14 protein-coding genes are annotated in these 16,928 nt (G+C 40.9%); 1 reads left to right on the top strand and 13 read right to left on the bottom strand.

The window, feature by feature from the left end; genetic code table 11:
* Positions 1-39 precede the first annotated feature (39 nt).
* The 3 genes from parC to FFM66_RS05530 form a co-directional block, all read right to left on the bottom strand.
* Positions 40-2,505 carry a DNA topoisomerase IV subunit A gene (gene parC, locus FFM66_RS05540; RefSeq protein WP_048605039.1) on the bottom strand — a complete coding sequence of 822 codons (2,466 nt, stop codon included), beginning with the start codon at positions 2,503-2,505 and terminating at the stop codon, positions 40-42.
* A gap of 11 nt (positions 2,506-2,516) precedes the next feature.
* Complete coding sequence (gene parE / locus FFM66_RS05535) at positions 2,517-4,547, bottom strand: DNA topoisomerase IV subunit B (RefSeq protein WP_048605038.1); 2,031 nt, start codon at positions 4,545-4,547, stop codon at positions 2,517-2,519.
* Positions 4,548-4,706: 159 nt separating this feature from the next.
* Complete coding sequence (locus FFM66_RS05530) at positions 4,707-5,132, bottom strand: CoA-binding protein (protein WP_137605260.1); 426 nt, start codon at positions 5,130-5,132, stop codon at positions 4,707-4,709.
* A 106-nt stretch (positions 5,133-5,238) separates the two neighbouring features.
* Here FFM66_RS05530 and plsY point away from each other — a divergent pair, with 106 nt between their 5' ends.
* The gene (gene plsY / locus FFM66_RS05525; RefSeq protein ID WP_137605259.1) at positions 5,239-5,874 is read left to right on the top strand and encodes a glycerol-3-phosphate 1-O-acyltransferase PlsY; all 636 of its coding nucleotides are present in this window, start codon (positions 5,239-5,241) and stop codon (positions 5,872-5,874) included.
* Positions 5,875-5,938: 64 nt separating this feature from the next.
* On the opposite strand, the gene FFM66_RS05520 is transcribed toward plsY, so the two are convergent.
* The 10 genes from FFM66_RS05520 to ylqF all read right to left on the bottom strand — a co-directional run bounded on the left by FFM66_RS05520 (position 5,939) and on the right by ylqF (position 16,877).
* Positions 5,939-6,814, bottom strand: a complete 876-nt coding sequence (locus tag FFM66_RS05520) for an aldose 1-epimerase family protein (RefSeq protein WP_048605036.1) — start codon at positions 6,812-6,814, stop codon at positions 5,939-5,941.
* Positions 6,815-6,826: 12 nt separating this feature from the next.
* On the bottom strand, positions 6,827-7,618 hold the full coding sequence (gene codY / locus FFM66_RS05515; protein ID WP_137605258.1) for a GTP-sensing pleiotropic transcriptional regulator CodY: 792 nt from the start codon (positions 7,616-7,618) through the stop codon (positions 6,827-6,829).
* 18 nt (positions 7,619-7,636) lie between these two features.
* Positions 7,637-9,034, bottom strand: coding sequence for an ATP-dependent protease ATPase subunit HslU (hslU, locus tag FFM66_RS05510; RefSeq protein ID WP_137605257.1), 1,398 nt, complete (start codon positions 9,032-9,034; stop codon positions 7,637-7,639).
* Positions 9,035-9,048: 14 nt separating this feature from the next.
* Positions 9,049-9,594 carry an ATP-dependent protease subunit HslV gene (gene hslV / locus FFM66_RS05505; protein ID WP_048605033.1) on the bottom strand — a complete coding sequence of 182 codons (546 nt, stop codon included), beginning with the start codon at positions 9,592-9,594 and terminating at the stop codon, positions 9,049-9,051.
* A gap of 85 nt (positions 9,595-9,679) precedes the next feature.
* Positions 9,680-10,579: a tyrosine recombinase XerC gene (gene xerC, locus FFM66_RS05500; RefSeq protein WP_137605256.1), complete on the bottom strand. Its 900-nt coding sequence runs from the start codon at positions 10,577-10,579 to the stop codon at positions 9,680-9,682.
* A gap of 173 nt (positions 10,580-10,752) precedes the next feature.
* Positions 10,753-12,045, bottom strand: a complete 1,293-nt coding sequence (trmFO, locus tag FFM66_RS05495) for an FADH(2)-oxidizing methylenetetrahydrofolate--tRNA-(uracil(54)-C(5))-methyltransferase TrmFO (protein ID WP_048605031.1) — start codon at positions 12,043-12,045, stop codon at positions 10,753-10,755.
* 71 nt (positions 12,046-12,116) lie between these two features.
* Positions 12,117-14,195 (bottom strand): type I DNA topoisomerase, encoded by a 2,079-nt coding sequence (topA, locus tag FFM66_RS05490; protein ID WP_048605030.1) that lies wholly within the window; start codon positions 14,193-14,195, stop codon positions 12,117-12,119.
* 130 nt (positions 14,196-14,325) lie between these two features.
* Complete coding sequence (dprA, locus tag FFM66_RS05485) at positions 14,326-15,192, bottom strand: DNA-processing protein DprA (RefSeq protein WP_048605029.1); 867 nt, start codon at positions 15,190-15,192, stop codon at positions 14,326-14,328.
* Between the two features lie 61 nt (positions 15,193-15,253).
* Positions 15,254-16,021: a ribonuclease HII gene (rnhB, locus tag FFM66_RS05480; protein WP_137605255.1), complete on the bottom strand. Its 768-nt coding sequence runs from the start codon at positions 16,019-16,021 to the stop codon at positions 15,254-15,256.
* The gene (ylqF, locus tag FFM66_RS05475; protein ID WP_137605254.1) at positions 16,011-16,877 is read right to left on the bottom strand and encodes a ribosome biogenesis GTPase YlqF; all 867 of its coding nucleotides are present in this window, start codon (positions 16,875-16,877) and stop codon (positions 16,011-16,013) included. The genes rnhB and ylqF overlap by 11 nt, the downstream gene beginning before the upstream one ends.
* Between the last annotated feature and the right edge of the window lie 51 nt (positions 16,878-16,928).

Genomic DNA, 16,928 nt, shown 5'->3' with positions numbered 1-16,928 from the left:
GGTATCTGTAACAATACAGATACCTGTTTTTTAAATTAACTATATAACAGTTTTGTTTTCTTCGATGGCTGGATCTTTCACTTCCTGAACATGAAGGATTGTTCCGCCTTGTTTCTCATCCATAGCAAAGGAACCATTAGATGTTCGATCGCTGATTGGGTAATCATTCGACTGAATTTCTACTTGTTGTCCTTTTTGATTTTGTAAAATCAATTGACGCTGATCTCCAGGACCAATATAGGCAATTCGGTGCGGATTTTTTTTCAATTCTCTTAAGATCATCAAGCCGCGTTTGGCTCTGCCAAGGGGACTCAATTCTTGTGCTAGCATTCGTTTGACCGCTCCACGCTGCGTCACAATAACAACCGGTGTATCTCCTTCTGAATAAACGACCATTCCCCCAACAAGGTAATCATCTTCTTTCAGATTCATTGCCTTAACGCCAGCAGCTTTTGGTCCTACAACGGGCACTTCCGTCAATGGATAGCGCAAGCCAAATCCACGATTGCTTGCTAAAAAGACATCCTTCGTCTCTTCTTGATTAACAAGGTAGCAACTGATTAATTCGTCTTTTGCCTCTTTAAATTTGATAATCGATAACGGACGGCTCTTGTAGGTCCGCCAAGGTTCAAATTCTGACATTCGAGTTTGTTTAATCAGTCCCTGTTTTGTCATTAAAACAAAATTCTTTTGTGGATCTAATTCTTTGTAGCTGAAGACAGCTAAAATTGATTCATCAGTCGAAAAATTCATCATGGTTTGAGAAATATGCTCACCAATGTCTTTCCATTTCATATCTGGCAGCTCATGAACTGGACGATAAATCATATTTCCCTGAGTCGTAACTATCAACAAATGATCGAGCGTATTTGCCTGCTGGGTGAATAAGACAAAATCTCCATCCTTCATTCCCAGTTCATTTGGTTTCGATGCGCCATAAGAACGCAGACTGCTACGCTTGATATATCCTTCATGAGTTACTGAAACGACAACATCTTCTTGGGCAACCAAGACTTCCGTTTCAATCTTGATTTCTTCAATCTTATCTTGAATTTTTGTCAGTCGTGGATTACCGTATTTCTTTTTGACTTCCCTCAATTCTTTCTTGATGACTTTTAGGAGCTCCGACTCATTGTTCAAAATATTGTGTCGTTCCGCAATATAGATTTGCAGTTCTTTCGCTTCTTGCTGTAGTTGCGTGATGTCGGTATTTGTTAAACGATACAATTGTAACGTAACGATTGCTTCTGCCTGTTCTTCAGTAAAGCCATGGCGAACAACCAAATTATTTTTGGCATCTTTTTTATCTTTACTCCCACGAATCGTTGCGATAACTTGATCGAGAATCGACAGCGCTTTGATCAAGCCGTCCACAATATGTTGTCGGCGTTGCGCTTTCTCTAATTCGAAACGGCTGCGTTTCATAATCACTTCTTTGCGATGTTTGATATAGCTTTCGAGAATCCGCTTCAAGCCCACTTGTTTGGGACGCATTTCATCAATGGCGACCATATTGAAATTATAATTGATCTGCAACTCGGTGTTCTTGAAAAGATAATTTAGAATTCCTTCCGCATTGACATCTTTTTTCAGCTCAACCACGATTCGTAAACCCGTCCGGTCACTTTCATCCCGAACTTCAGCGATTCCTTCAATTTTTTTATTCAAGCGAATCTCGTCCATTTTTTTCACGAGTGTCGCTTTATTAACCTCGTAAGGAATCTCTGTGATGACGATTTGTTGCTTATTGCCTTTCATTGCTTCAATACTGGTCTGAGAACGTAAAATTACTTTTCCCCGACCTGTCTCATAAGCTTTTTGGATTTCTTCTTTTCCTTGTAAAATCCCTCCGGTTGGAAAATCCGGACCAGGAATAAATTCCAGTAATTTTTCCAACGGTGCAGTAGGATGATCGATTAAATAAATGGTTCCATTGATTACTTCATCCAAATTATGGGTAGGAATTTCTGTCGCATATCCGGCAGAGATTCCCGTTGACCCATTAACCAACAGATTAGGAAATTTTGCTGGTAAAACGGTCGGTTCTTTTTCAGTATCGTCAAAATTCCAAACTAAATCTACTGTTTCTTTTTCGATATCCTTCAGCATTTCGCCGCTTAATTCCGATAGGCGAGCTTCTGTGTACCGCATCGCAGCCGGTGGGTCACCATCCATACTCCCGTTATTTCCATGCATTTCGATCAGGACTTCCCGTAATTTCCAATCCTGACTCATGCGAACCATTGCTTCATAAATACTGCTGTCTCCATGAGGATGATAATTCCCCATAATATTTCCGACTGATTTCGCAGATTTACGGAAGCCTTTGTCATATGTGTTGCCATCTTTGTTCATCGCAAATAGAATTCGACGTTGCACGGGTTTTAAGCCATCGCGAATATCGGGCAATGCCCGTTCTTGGATGATGTATTTGGAGTAACGGCCAAACCGATCCCCCATTACTTCTTCTAAAGTCAATTCTTGAATGTCATGATGATGTTCCAAGAGGGCACCTCCTATTCGTTAAATAAATTGATTTCTTCAATTGTTTCTGGAACGTCCGTTTTTTCGGTAGTTTCTAAAGGTCCAGTCTCATTTTCCTTACGATCCAAAATACTGCCGTCTTCTTCCAAAGTAAACTGAACATGTCGTTCGATCCACTTTCGGCGGGGTTCGACTTTATCCCCCATCAAGGTTGTAACTCTACGCTCTGCTTGCGCTGCATCATCAATTCGCACACGAATTAAGGTTCGGGTAGCCGGGTCCATCGTGGTTTCCCACAGCTGTTCCGCATTCATTTCCCCCAGACCTTTGTATCGTTGCAACATGTAGCCCTTACCAACTTTTGTCGTTACCTCAGATAATTCTTCGTCGGTCCACGCATATTCAACCACGGCTTTTTTTCCGACACCCTTTGATACTTTATAAAGAGGGGGCAGCGCAATATAGATTTTTCCCGCTTCAATTAGCGGCTTCATATAGCGATAGAAAAAGGTTAGCAGTAACACTTGAATGTGGGCACCATCGGTATCCGCATCCGTCATGATGATGACTTTATCATAGTTGCAATCATCAATGGCAAATTCCGGCCCGACACCGGCACCAATCGTATAAATCATAGTATTGATTTCTTCGTTTTTTAAAATATCCTGCATTTTTGCTTTTTCTGTGTTGATAACTTTTCCTCGTAAAGGCAAAATTGCTTGGAATTTCCGATCCCGCCCTTGCTTGGCTGAGCCTCCGGCAGAATCTCCTTCCACAAGATACAATTCATTGCGTTTGGGATTTCGAGATTGGGCTGGTGTCAATTTTCCAGATAAAAGAGATTCCCCTTTTTTTCGTTTCTTTCCGGTGCGGCTTTCTTCCCGTGCTTTGCGGGCAGCCTCTCGTGCTTCCCGGGCTTTGACAGCTTTTCGAACCAGCATTTGGCTCATTTCGCTGTTTTCCTGCAAGTAAAAACCTAGTTGTTCTCCGATGACATTGTCCACCGCATTTCTGGCAATCGGTGTCCCTAGTTTTTCTTTGGTTTGCCCTTCAAATTGCAAAAGATTTTCCGGTACTCGAATCGACAACACCGCCGCCAATCCTTCACGAAAATCACTGCCTTCAAGATTTTTATCTTTTTCCTTTAATAAACCAACTTTACGGGCATACTCATTATAAGCCTTCGTCATGGAAGCCCGCATGCCGGCTTCATGGGTACCACCATCTTTTGTTCGGACATTATTAACGAAAGACAAGACATTTTCGGAATAACCATCATTGTATTGGTAGGCAATCTCTACTTCGATGCCTTCTTTTTCACCAGAAAAATAAATGACTGGAGACAAGGTATCCTTTTCTTCATTTAAATAGTTGACGAACTCTTTAATTCCTTCTTCAAAATGAAAGGTTTCTGATACAGGTTCTTCCCGCAAATCCGTTAAGGTGATTTTCACACCTCGTAACAAAAAGGCCGATTCCCGCAATCGTTCCGCCAAAATATCGTAGGAAAATTTCGTTGTTGAAAAAATCGTATCGTCCGGCATGAAGGTTACGGTAGTTCCGTTTTTCTTCCGCGTCTTGCCGATTTTTTTCAAGGTGCCGTCTGGCTTGCCGCCATTTTTAAATTCTTCTTGGTATTCCATACCGTCACGAACGATGGTCACCTTCAACCACTTCGAAAGGGCATTAACGACACTGGCACCAACACCGTGTAATCCACCAGAAGTTTTATAGCCGCCTTGACCAAATTTTCCGCCGGCATGTAAAACGGTAAAGATAACTTCAACAGTAGGAATCCCAGAAGCATGCATTCCGACCGGCATTCCCCGACCGCTGTCAGTAACTGAGATACTGTTATCGTGATTGATTGTCACACTAATTTCATTTCCATAACCGGACAATGCTTCATCAACTGCATTATCTACGATTTCATAAACTAAATGATGCAGACCACGGCTATCGGTTGAACCAATATACATTCCCGGTCTCTTACGAACAGCTTCCAAACCTTCTAAAACTTGAATCGAAGCATCATTGTATTCGTTGGTTTTATTTTTTGCCAAATTCAACGCTCCTTCATTTGAACTGTGCGAATCAATCGCACCATTTCTTATGATACTCTAAAAAGCAGCTGAAAAAAAGAGAGAAGCCAAAAATTTATTTTTTGACCACTCCCTTTGATGCTCCTGTATTTTTGTTAGAAAAAAATTCTAGGTATCAATTTATGCTTGATTAATTTTTCCTAATTCGATCTTGATGCATCGGTTCATGACGATATCATTACGGCCTGCAGCTCGCAAAATTTCTGCGGCTTCATCATTCTCGATACCTAATTGTGCCCAGAAAACTTTTGCATCTGTTTCTAGAAAATCGTGAGCGATTTCCGGCAAAAACTCCCCTCGACGGAAAATATCCACGATATCGATTGGTTCTGGAATATCCTGCAGACGATCATACACTTTTTCTCCCAAAATTTCTCCCTCAACGACTGGATTGACCGGAATAATCCGGTAGCCGTGCTCTTGTAGAATCTGTGCAATCCGGTAGCTAGTTCGTTCAGGATTTTTACTTAGCCCAACAACTGCGATGGTTTTTGCTTCATTTAAATAAGAAGCGATGGTTTTTAAATCTGGATTTTCAAAAGACATTTTTTCACCTCATTGGTATTTTTTGCTGTCTTCTCTTCGTGATTCTAGTTGTTCCACATTTCTATTCATGCTAAAATTGTCCTAGTCATTGAAGAGAGGTTTATACATGAAAATTATCATTCTGATGCTTACTGCTTATTTACTGGGATCGATTCCCTCCGGTGTTTGGGTCGGTAAACTTTTTTACAAAAAAGATATTCGTGAATTTGGTAGTGGCAATATGGGTACCACAAATACTTTTCGCGTATTGGGAAAAACAGCCGGTATCCTTGTTTTCGTCTTAGACGTTTTAAAAGGAACCCTTGCTACTTGTTTGCCTGCATTGTTTCATCTGACATCAATCAATCCCTTATGGTTTGGTATTTGTGCCATTTTAGGCCATACTTTCCCAATTTTTGCCGGCTTTAAAGGCGGCAAAGCCGTTGCAACCAGTGGTGGAATGCTTTTAGGCTACAGTCCGATTTTCTTTCTTTACTCCATCATCGTGTTTGTCATCGGATTGTTTTTTACCAGTATGGTTAGTCTGACAAGCATGATTGCGGCAGTCATCATTACAATTTCCACTGTTCTTTTACCTATCGTTGCTCCCGCTATTTTACCAAAACAAAATTGGTTGCTGACTTTTATCACGTTGGGAATCACGCTGTTTATTTTCTATCGCCATCGCGAAAACATCAAACGTATTAAAGAAGGAACTGAAAGCCGCGTGCCTTTTGGCTTGAACAGCAGTCGCAAAAAATAAAATCAATCGCTAGAAAAAGATCCCATGAAATCAAGTTTGCTTGTTTCATGGGCTTTTTTTCAGCTTATCTAAGAGTAATCGCATATTTTGTTTGGAAGCTTTCCCGACCGGCTAATTGTTGAATACCCAATTTTTCAACTAAGTCACCGGAAGCATCCAACGTATCGGCGATCCCTACCCACGGTTCGATACAAACAAATGGTGCTTCTTTTGGTGTTGGTGACCAAATACCGACATAAGGCATATTATTATACGTCAGAGTAACCCCGTGAGGAGATTTTTCACTGCAAATCGAAATTGAATTTAGCCCTTTTGTTTCATAAATCAAGGCGTCGTTTTTGAACAATTCATGAGTTAATCCGATATTAGTATTCGTTTGCCCTAATGTTCGTTGATCCATGTTCACATAATTACCTTCCAATGGTAAAATCAACCGAGATTTCCGTGGAGAAAATGCTAAGTAATAATCCTCAAAGGACAGTGCGGGATCTAAAGGCACGTTAAAAGCCGGATGCCCGCCAATTGAAAAGAACATTTCTTCTTCACTCAAATTGATAACTTCGTAACGAACCTGTATGCCGTCTCCCCCAAGTTCATAATGAACATACAGCTCAAAATCAAAGGGATAATTCTCCCGGGTTTCTTCTGAACTCTTCAACAAAAAGCTGACACTTTCTGCAGTATGGTTTACTACTTCAAAGTCCATATTTCGGGCAAACCCGTGTCGTGGCAAGGTATAGTTTTTCCCTTGATACTGATAGTGATCATTTTTAAGCGCACCCACGATTGGAAAAAGCAGCGGTGCATGCTTGCCCCAATATTCCGGGTCCCCTTTCCAAATATACTCTAATTGATTTTCCTTGTTTTTTAAGCTTTGAAGCTCCGCACCATGTTCAGCGATTACAGCGATCAGTTGATCGTTTTCAATGATGATCGACATGATTTTCTCCCCCTAGTAGGCGTGTTTATTTAATTCTTCTTTAAACCGGTCATTTAAGACGCGCAAATACGTTCCCTTCATTCCCAGTGAACGAGATTCGATGATTCCGGCTGATTCCAATTTTCTCAAAGCATTGACGATAACCGATCGGGTGATTCCGATTTCATCGGCAATATTTGAAGCTGTTAAGCGTCCTTCATTGCCTTCCAATGCTGCAAAAATCGCTTGTACAGCTTTTAATTCGCTGTAAGAAAGGGTGTTGATCGCCATTTGCACAGCCGTAGCACTGCGAACATCTTCTTCAATGCTGCGAGATTTTTGGTAAAGAAATTGCATTCCAACAACTGTTGCCCCGTATTCCGCTAAAACCAAATCATCATCGTCAAAGGAAGCATCGATGCGGGCAAGAATAATCGTTCCCAACCGTTCTCCGGCACCAAAAATCGGCACCACCGTTGTTAAACCATGAGGATATTGCTCCCGTGATTCAACTGGAAAGGCAGTCATATCACTGCTGATTGGAATATTTGCTTCTGTTTTTCCTAAATGATCCACGGTATCTGTATAGGATTTAGGAAATTGTTTTTCAACAAACATGCTTTTTACCCGATCATTGTTAACATCATGTTTTTCATTAAAGCCCAATAATGTTCCTTCACTGCTAATGATATAAGCATTGCAGTCAAGAATATCCCCCAAACTCATCGCCATTTTATCATAAGGCAGATCCGTACTCATATCAAAGGTATTTTTTTGTTGCAGCAATTCATTGATACGTCTGGTTTTTTCTAATAAAGTTGTCATTTTTTACTCCTCATCTCCCTATAAAATGTAGCGGCTCAAATCTTGGTCTTGGATGATTGATCCTAACTTTTCATTTACATAGCTTTCCGTAATAGTGATTTCTCCCATTTGCATATCCGGCGCTTCAAACAGTAGGTCCTCCAACAATTTTTCCAAAATCGTATGCAACCGTCGTGCCCCAATATTGTCGGTATCACGGTTTACATCAAACGCAATCTGTGCAATTCTTTCGATGGCTTCAATGGTAAAGGTGATTTTCACATTTTCAGTTTCCACCAATGCGATGTATTGTTTGATCAAAGCATTATTTGGTTCGGTCAAAATTTTAACAAAATCTTCAGCAGTCAAATCTTCCAGTTCTACACGAATTGGGAAACGTCCTTGTAATTCGGGAATCAGATCACTTGGTTTTGACAAATGAAAGGCACCGGAAGCAATGAATAAGATATGATCGGTTTGTAATGCACCATATTTCGTATTGACTTGCGATCCTTCAACAATTGGTAAAATATCCCGCTGTACCCCTTCCCGAGAAACTTCTCCTGACTGCTGTGATTTCGACGTGATTTTATCGATTTCATCAATAAAAATGATTCCGTTTGATTCTGCCAAGCGAATTGCCTCACTATGAATATCCGCATCGTTAACTAATTTTGAAGATTCTTCTTGAATCAATAGTTCTCGAGCTTCTTTGACCGTCACAGTCCGTTCGATTTTTTTCTGCGGTTTCAAAGCCCCTAAGGTTTCATTCAAATCGATTCCCATCTGTTCTAAGCCGTTGTTCATCATTGGTGCGGCGGTTTTTGGTTCTTCAATCTCAATCGTTACTTCTCGATTATCCAATAATCCTTTTTCCAATTGATCGAAAATCGCTTGTCGATTGGTTTTGATTTCTTCTGTCAATTCTTCTTTTGGTTCTTCTTTGGTTTGCTGTGCAGAAAAAATATTCATCATTTGTTCATAAGGGTTACTTGATTGTTTCTTTTCTTTTTTGATTCCCGGTACCAACACTTTTACCAACCGACGATTGGCTTTTTTGACCGCCCGAGAATAGACTCGACTATATTGTTCTTTTTGAACAATTTGAATCGCATTCTCCACTAGATCACGAACCATGGACTCCACGTCACGACCGACATACCCTACTTCTGTGAATTTTGTTGCTTCAACTTTGACAAAAGGTGCCTGAACAATTTTTGCCAAGCGACGGGCAATCTCCGTTTTTCCTACACCAGTAGGTCCGATCATCAGCATATTTTTAGGCGTGATCTCTTGTCGCATTGACTCTTCCAACTGCAAACGACGGTATCGGTTCCGTAAAGCAACGGCAACTGATTTTTTTGCTGCTTGCTGACCAATAATATACTGATCCAATTCTTTCACGATTTCTTTAGGTGTTTGATTTATTGCTTGCATAAAAAGTCTCCTCACTACATTTCTTCGACAATAATATTATGATTGGTAAAGACACAAATATCTGCGGCGATGTTTAATGCATTTTCTGCAATTTCTTTTGCGGTCATTTCATGACTGCTGTAAGTTCTCATCGCACGGGCTGCGGCTAGTGCATAGTTTCCACCAGATCCGATTGCTAAAATCCCATCATCAGGAGCAATCACTTCCCCAGTTCCTGAAACCAGCAGCATTTCCTTGTCATTCATTACAATCAGCATCGCTTCCAGTTTTTGCATGGACTGCTGTGTCCGCCATTCTTGTGCTAATTCAACAGCTGCTCGTTGGAGATTGCCATTGTATTCGTTCAATTTTCCTTCAAATTTTTCTTCCAATGTGAAGGCATCTGCGACACTTCCGGCAAATCCAACAACGACTTCGCCGTTATAAATACGTCGAACTTTGCGGGCGGTCCCTTTCATGACAACTTGTTCTCCCATTGTGACTTGACCGTCACCTGCCATGGCAAATTTGCCGTCTTTTTCAACAGCGCAGATCGTTGTTGAGTGAAATTGTGATTCCATTTCTTTTCCTCCTGTTTCGGTACTTAATTTTCCTGTTAAATCTTCTCTTTAAAAAAAAGTAAAACGAACATCCCAGCTATACTAATCAAGCTCTAGGATGAAATTGACGATAATTTTTTTGCAAACTTTCTTTTGTCACATGCGCATAAATTTGCGTCGTGGACAGATTGGCATGACCTAATAATTCCTGTACCGTCCGCATATCTGCGCCATTATTCAGTAAGTGAGTTGCAAACGTATGCCGCAGCATATGAGGATGGATTTTGCTGTCTAAACTGCTTTTTTTGATGATTTGATTCAAAATGTATTCAATACCCGTAGCAGTAATCGGATCTCCCAGATGATTCACAAAAACAACCGAATGCGTTTTCTTTTTCTTACTCATCAAACTCACACGACCGTTTTCAATATAGGTTTCTAACGCTTGCTGTGCAAAAGAACCGAAGGGGACATAACGTTCTTTGTTTCCTTTCCCACGAATCAATAATACTTCTCCCAACCAGTCAATATCAGTCAACTGAAGTCCGGCACACTCACTGACCCGCAAACCGGAACCGTACAAAATTTCTAATAACGCACGGTTTCGCTGCTGTAAAGGCTGATTTCCTTCAACACTGTCAAATAACACGGCCATTTCCTTTTCGTATAAAAAGCGAGGCAGTTTTCCAGTACGTTTTTTTAGATGGATATAGGTGAAAGGATTTTCTTCAATGATTTCTTGCTTCAACAAATATTGATAGAATGAGCGTAAACTTGCGATCTTCCGACTAATGGTATTGCGGCTATATTCTTTTTCATTTAAGAAGCTTAAATATACCCGAACATCTCGATGGTCAATCGTTAAAAAGTCGCCATCACCAGAATTTTTCAAGAAGTCTGAAAAATCTTCAAAATCTTCCTGATAGGCTTTTTGCGTTTTATCAGAGTAACCTCGTTCAACGATTAAATAACGATAAAACTCCTGAGGCCAATCTTTTTCCGCCATCTTTTCCCCTCTTTTCTAGTTCGAAATAACTGTAGCATATCCGGAAAAAAAAGACAAACTAGTTGTCAGAATTTAAACAATATTTTCAAGTTTTCTCACAATTTACACAATTTCTTCACAATTTCAGAGAAAAAACGAAGGTCAATCGCCCTCGTTTTTCGCAAATTATTCGTTTATCTTACTTCTTCCAATGCGGTTAATGCCCGTTGTGCCAAAGTTTCATAGCGCATTTTTTTATCTTTGATCCGTTCAGGTAATTCTGGCAATAAGCCAAAATTGGCATTCATTGGTTGGAAATGTTTTCCTTCTGCGTGAGTGATGTAATACGCCATGCTCCCCAACACTGTTTCTTGCGGGAAAGTCAGTGGCTCTTCTCCTTTTGCCAAACGAGCCGCATTGCGTCCTGCCAGCAAACCGCTCGCCGCACTTTCAACATAGCCTTCTACCCCTGTCATTTGACCAGCAAAAAATAAATCATTTCTTTTAGCTGATTGGTAAGTTGGCAACAGTAATTCAGGAGAGTTCATGAAGCTGTTGCGGTGCATAACACCATAACGAACAAACTCGGCCTGTTCCAGTCCCGGAATCATTTGGAAAACTCGTTTTTGCTCTCCCCATTTTAAATGCGTTTGAAAACCAACAATGTTATAAAGAGACGCTGCTGCATTATCCTGACGTAATTGAATAACCGCAAACGGACGTTTTCCTGTTTTAGGATCTTCCAAGCCGACTGGTTTCATTGGACCAAACAACATTGTCTTTGGTCCTCGACCTGCCATCACTTCGATTGGCATACAACCTTCAAAATATTTTTCTTTTTCGAATTCCTTTAGAGGGGCAACCTCTGCTTCAAGTAATGCATCGCGAAAGGCATTGAATTCCTCTTCTGTCATCGGACAATTCAGATAGGCTGCTTCCCCTTTATCATAGCGGGATTTTAAATAAACTTTCTCCATATCAATCGTGGACTTGTCAATGATCGGTGCTGCTGCATCATAAAAGTAAAAACCATCAGAACCGTTGAACTCTTTAATTGCTTCTGCAAGCGGAGCGGAAGTTAAAGGACCAGTGGCAATCACTGTGAGTCCTTCCGGAATTTCAGTGATTTCTTCTGCCATGATTGTAACATTGGGATGATTTTTTAGGCGTTCGGTTACTAATTCAGAAAAAGAATCCCGATCCACGGCTAAAGCTCCACCTGCAGGAACGGCTGTAGTATCAGCTGAAGAGACAATCACTGAATTCAAACGACGCATTTCTTCTTTTAAAACACCTACTGCATTGGCTAGACTATTTCCTCGTAGCGAGTTGGAACAAACCAATTCAGCAAAATTTTGGGAATGATGGGCTTCTGTTGATTTCTTGGGGCGCATCTCAAATAATTTTACCGGTACACCTGCTTCAGCGATTTGCCAAGCTGCTTCACTACCGGCTAACCCGGCACCAATTACATTTACGTGTGTCATAACTCATCCTCTTTTCTAGTTGGAAAAAATTAGTGCTTCCGCTTTTACAGAAGACACCAATTTTTTTACAATTATTTTTGAACGTTCTCTTCATAATCTCCATTGATACAAACGACTTGCTTGCCGCCTTTTACTTTCTTCTCGACAAGATATTTGCCACATTTTGGACAATCCCTGCCAACTGGTTTATCCCAAGAAGTAAAATCACAATCTGGGTAACGGGAGCAACCATAGAATAGCCGATTTTTTTTGGATTTCCGTTCAATAACCTGTCCTTCATGACACACTGGACACACCACCCCAATTTCCTTCACGATGGGTTTTGTGTTGCGGCATTCAGGGAAGTTGCTGCAGGCATAAAATTTTCCGTAACGTCCTAATTTGATTACCATCGGATGCCCACAAAGGTCACAATCAAAGCCGGCTGGTTCATCTTTAATTTGGATTTTTTCAATTTGTTCTTCGGCATTGGTCAATTCTTTTTCAAATGGGCGGTAGAAACGATCCACGACTTTGACCCAGTCTTCTTTGCCTTCTTCAACACCATCCAAGTCGCCTTCCATTTCGGCTGTAAAATTAACATCAATAATTTGTGGGAAGAATTCTTCAATCAAAGTATTGACGATTTCACCAAGTTCGGTCGGCTCAAAGCGTTTTTGCTGCAGCTTCACATAATACCGACGTTGAATCGTCTCCAATGTCGGTGCATAGGTTGAAGGCCGTCCCACACCTTTTTCTTCCAGCGTTCGAATCAAAGTTGCCTCGCTGAAACGAGCAGGTGGTTGTGTAAAATGTTGTTTTGGTTCGATCTGAACGGATTGAACCACATCACCGACAAGTAATTCCGGCAAAATATTTTCTTTGTCTTCTTTGCCATCGTCCCGACCTTCAACGTAAACCTGCATAAAACCCTTGAATTTGATTTTTGAACCGTTGGCAATAAAGATTACACCATTTTGTTCCAATGTCACTTTCATTGTATCCAAAACGGCCGGTGTCATTTGGCTGGCAACAAACCGTGACCAAATTAAAGTGTACAGTTTTAATTGGTCTTTGTCCAAATATTGTTTGATTTCATCAGGTGTCCGCAACACGCTTGATGGACGAACGGCTTCATGGGCATCTTGTGCCCCTTGAGCATTTTTTATTTTCCGTCCGCCATGAGCGGCAAATTCTTTGCCATACGTCGTTTCAATAAATTCAGCCGTTTCAGCTTTTGCGGATTCCGCAATCCGAGTAGAATCGGTACGCATGTAAGTGATTAATCCAACTGTTCCCTGTTTTCCTAAGGCAATTCCTTCATAAAGTTGTTGCGCAACCATCATGGTTTTTCGCGTCCGGAAGTTTAGTTTTCGAGCTGCTTCTTGTTGCATGCTACTGGTTGTAAACGGTGCTGCCGGATTACGTTTGCGTTCTTTTTTCTCAACTTTTTTTACATCATAGTCTTTGCTGTCCAAACGGCTTGTAATCTCTTTAATACTTTCCGCATTCGGTAATTTTTTCTTTTTACCGTCAAGTCCCCAGAAATTGGCTTTGAACTTTTTGCTGCCTTTTTTAAAATTGCCGTCAATCGACCAATATTCTTCTGGAATAAATTTACGAATTTCATTTTCCCGATCAATAATCATTTTCAGCGCAACGGATTGAACCCGTCCTGCACTCAACCCTTTTTTCACCTTACGCCATAAAATCGGACTGATGGAATATCCTACCAAACGGTCCAACACACGACGGGCTTGTTGGGCATCCACGAGATCGAGATCAATGGATCGAGGCTCTTTGAAGGCCGCTTTGACTGCCTCCTTAGTGATTTCATTGAAAACCACCCGATTCTTATCTGCTAAATCTAAATTAAGCAAATGAGCTAAATGCCATGCAATTGCTTCCCCTTCTCTATCCGGGTCACTTGCGAGATAAACTTTTTGGGCTTTTTTTGCCGCACTGCGCAATCCCTTGATAACATCGCCTTTCCCACGAATGGAGATGTAATGAGGTTCATAATTATTTTCAACATCGATTCCCATTTTGCTCTTTGGTAAATCTCGAATATGACCGACACTTGCAACGACTTTGTAATTTCTGCCAAGATATTTTTCAATTGTTTTTGCTTTCGCAGGTGATTCAACGATCACCAGATATTTGTACGCCATAAATAAAAATGGCTCCTCTCTTAACTTTTTCTACTATATTATATACTGTTTTGTGCAAGTTATGCTTCTATACAAATCGTAGCTTATCATATCCATTAGAAAAACGTTTGTCAAGAAAGGCGAAACACTTTTATTCAAAATTCGGCAATTCCTCAAGAATATCTGCAAGAGTTACAACACATTTTGCGCCGTCTTGGATCAACCGATGACACCCGGTGGAACGACCATTTAACAAGTCCCCCGGAAAGGCAAAGACTTCTCTGCCATTTTCCAAAGCCAGTTGCGCCGTAATCAGTGAACCACTACGTTCTTTGGCTTCAATCACACAGATTCCCTGACACAAACCGGCAATGATTCGATTCCGCATGGGAAAATGATGCTTTTTGGCTCCTGTTCCCTTCGGATACTCACTGATAATCAAATGATTTTCCTTCATTTCGGAATAAATAGGAAACGCTTCTTTCGGGTAACATTGATCGACGCCCGTTCCCACTACGCCAATTGTGTAGCCCTCTGCCTGAATCGTTCCGTGATGACTGTAACTATCGATTCCTTTTGCCAATCCGCTGATGATTCCATAATTTTCCCGTACAAGACCCGGAACAAATTGTTCTACAAGCCGTCTGCCATAGGAGGAAGCATCCCGCGCACCCACAACCGCAAGCAGCGGCAATTGGAGGCGTTGGATATGGCCTTCGTAAAATAAAATCAGTGGCGGATGGGGAATTTCTTTCAACAACACCGGATAGTCCTCGGAGAAAAAGGTAATAAATTTTTGTTTTGCTGCTTGCTCTTGAATAAAATCCGGTGTCAATTTTTGCCACGACTCTTTTATCACCTGAGAATAATTATTGACTCCAACAATTTCCACAACTTCCTGTGCCGAAAACGCCATCTGCTGAAACTTCATTGCAAACTGGACCATTTTCCATTTGCCGACAATTCCTAATCCTTTGCAATAGGTCAACCTAAAAATAAATTCTTCAATTGTTGTCAAAAAAATCCCTTCTTTCTTTGAATTCTTCAAAAGAAAGTTCGCAGAAAGAAAAGAATATTTTTTAAAGATATTTTTTTACCGGACCGAATGTTTTTCGATGAATCGGTGTCATGCCATATTTTTCCAGACCAGCTAAGTGTTCTTTCGTTCCGTAGCCGGCATTGCGATCGAAACCGTAATAAGGATAAACTTTATGGTATTCTACCATCAGCTGATCCCGAAATTCTTTGGCAACGATACTGGCAGCAGCGATCGAAATTGAACGAGCATCCCCTTTGATGATTTTATCTTGGGGAATCGCTAAATCCAATGCCATCGCGTCAATCAATAAGTGGGTGGGTTGGATAGCCAAATCATGAACTGCTAAGGTCATCGCTTTACGGCTGGCTTGGTAAATATTGACTTTATCGATTTCTTCATGATCGACTACGCCAATTCCGATGGCTAATGCCTGTTCCTGAATCTGATCAAATAATTCGGCACGTTTTTGATGGGATAATTGTTTGGAATCATTTAATCCAAGAATCTGGACATTCGTTGGTAAAATTACCGCAGCTGAGACAACCGGCCCCGCCAACGGTCCCCGCCCAACTTCATCGATACCAGCGATAAATCGGTGACCCTGAGTAATTAGGTTTTTCTCAAACTGGCTCATAAGCTCATACTGAGCAATCAACTGTTCTTGTTTCACTATGCGTTTTTCAAATTGTTGAAGCAATTTTTGAACCCCTGCACGGGCGTCTTGCCGCAATTCAGAAAGGTAGGGATTCTCCCGTTCACTGATTTGATTAAGTTTTTCTTTTATTTGCTGAATGGATTCATTTTTCATCCAATGTGTCTCCTGCTTCTTCGTATCGGTCGAGCGTAAATCGCCCCATTTTTCCATGGCGAATATCAAAAATAATCAACTCACTCCCCCGCTCATAATCATCTCGCAATCCTTTTTTTGCGGTGATGCTCATTAATAATTCAGGAGCTAATTGTTCTTCCTCTTCTTTTGACAGCTGATATCGTTCTGCAATTTTTCCCGGATAATAGCGGGAAAAAAAATCCAATCCGTATAAAGCGATATCGTCCAAATGCAGCAGTTGATCTTTGATTGCCCCGGTTAATGCCAATTTTTTTCCAATCATCGCATCTTCAAATTTTGGCCAAAGAATTCCCGGTGTATCCAATAATTCTAATTCACTACCAGAGCGCAACCACTGTTGACCTTTTGTAACTCCAGGTTTATTTCCCGTCTGTGCAATTTTTTTCCCCACAAGTCGATTCATCAAGGTCGATTTTCCCACGTTAGGAATACCGATAACCATCGCTCGAATTACTCGTGGTCTGATTCCTCGCGCTTTGTCTCTGGCAATTTTTTCCTGAAGTGCCTGTTTTGCCTTACCAACGATTGCTTTGACTCCTTGATTTTCCTGGGCATTGATCGCTAACGTTGGAAATCCCTGTGCTTCAAAATATCCTTGCCATTTTTTTGTTTGGATTGGATCAGCCAAATCTGCTTTGTTCAATAGAACCAATCGTGGCTTTTGTTGCAAAATTTGATCCATCATCGGATTTCTAGAAGAAAGGGGCAAGCGAGCATCCACCAATTCAAAAACAATATCAACAAATTTTAATTTTTCACTTACTTCCCGTTTGGCCTTTGCCATGTGACCGGGAAACCATTGAATCGTCGTCATTTATTTTTCCTTTCCTGTCTATTATATATTTTCTCCGCTAGATAAAAGTCT

The organism is Enterococcus songbeiensis (assembly GCF_005405265.1).
GTDB classification, from domain to species: domain Bacteria; phylum Bacillota; class Bacilli; order Lactobacillales; family Enterococcaceae; genus Enterococcus_C; species Enterococcus_C songbeiensis.
Note: the sequence above shows the minus strand (reverse complement) of the source record. Positions and strands in the feature narration are given on the sequence as shown.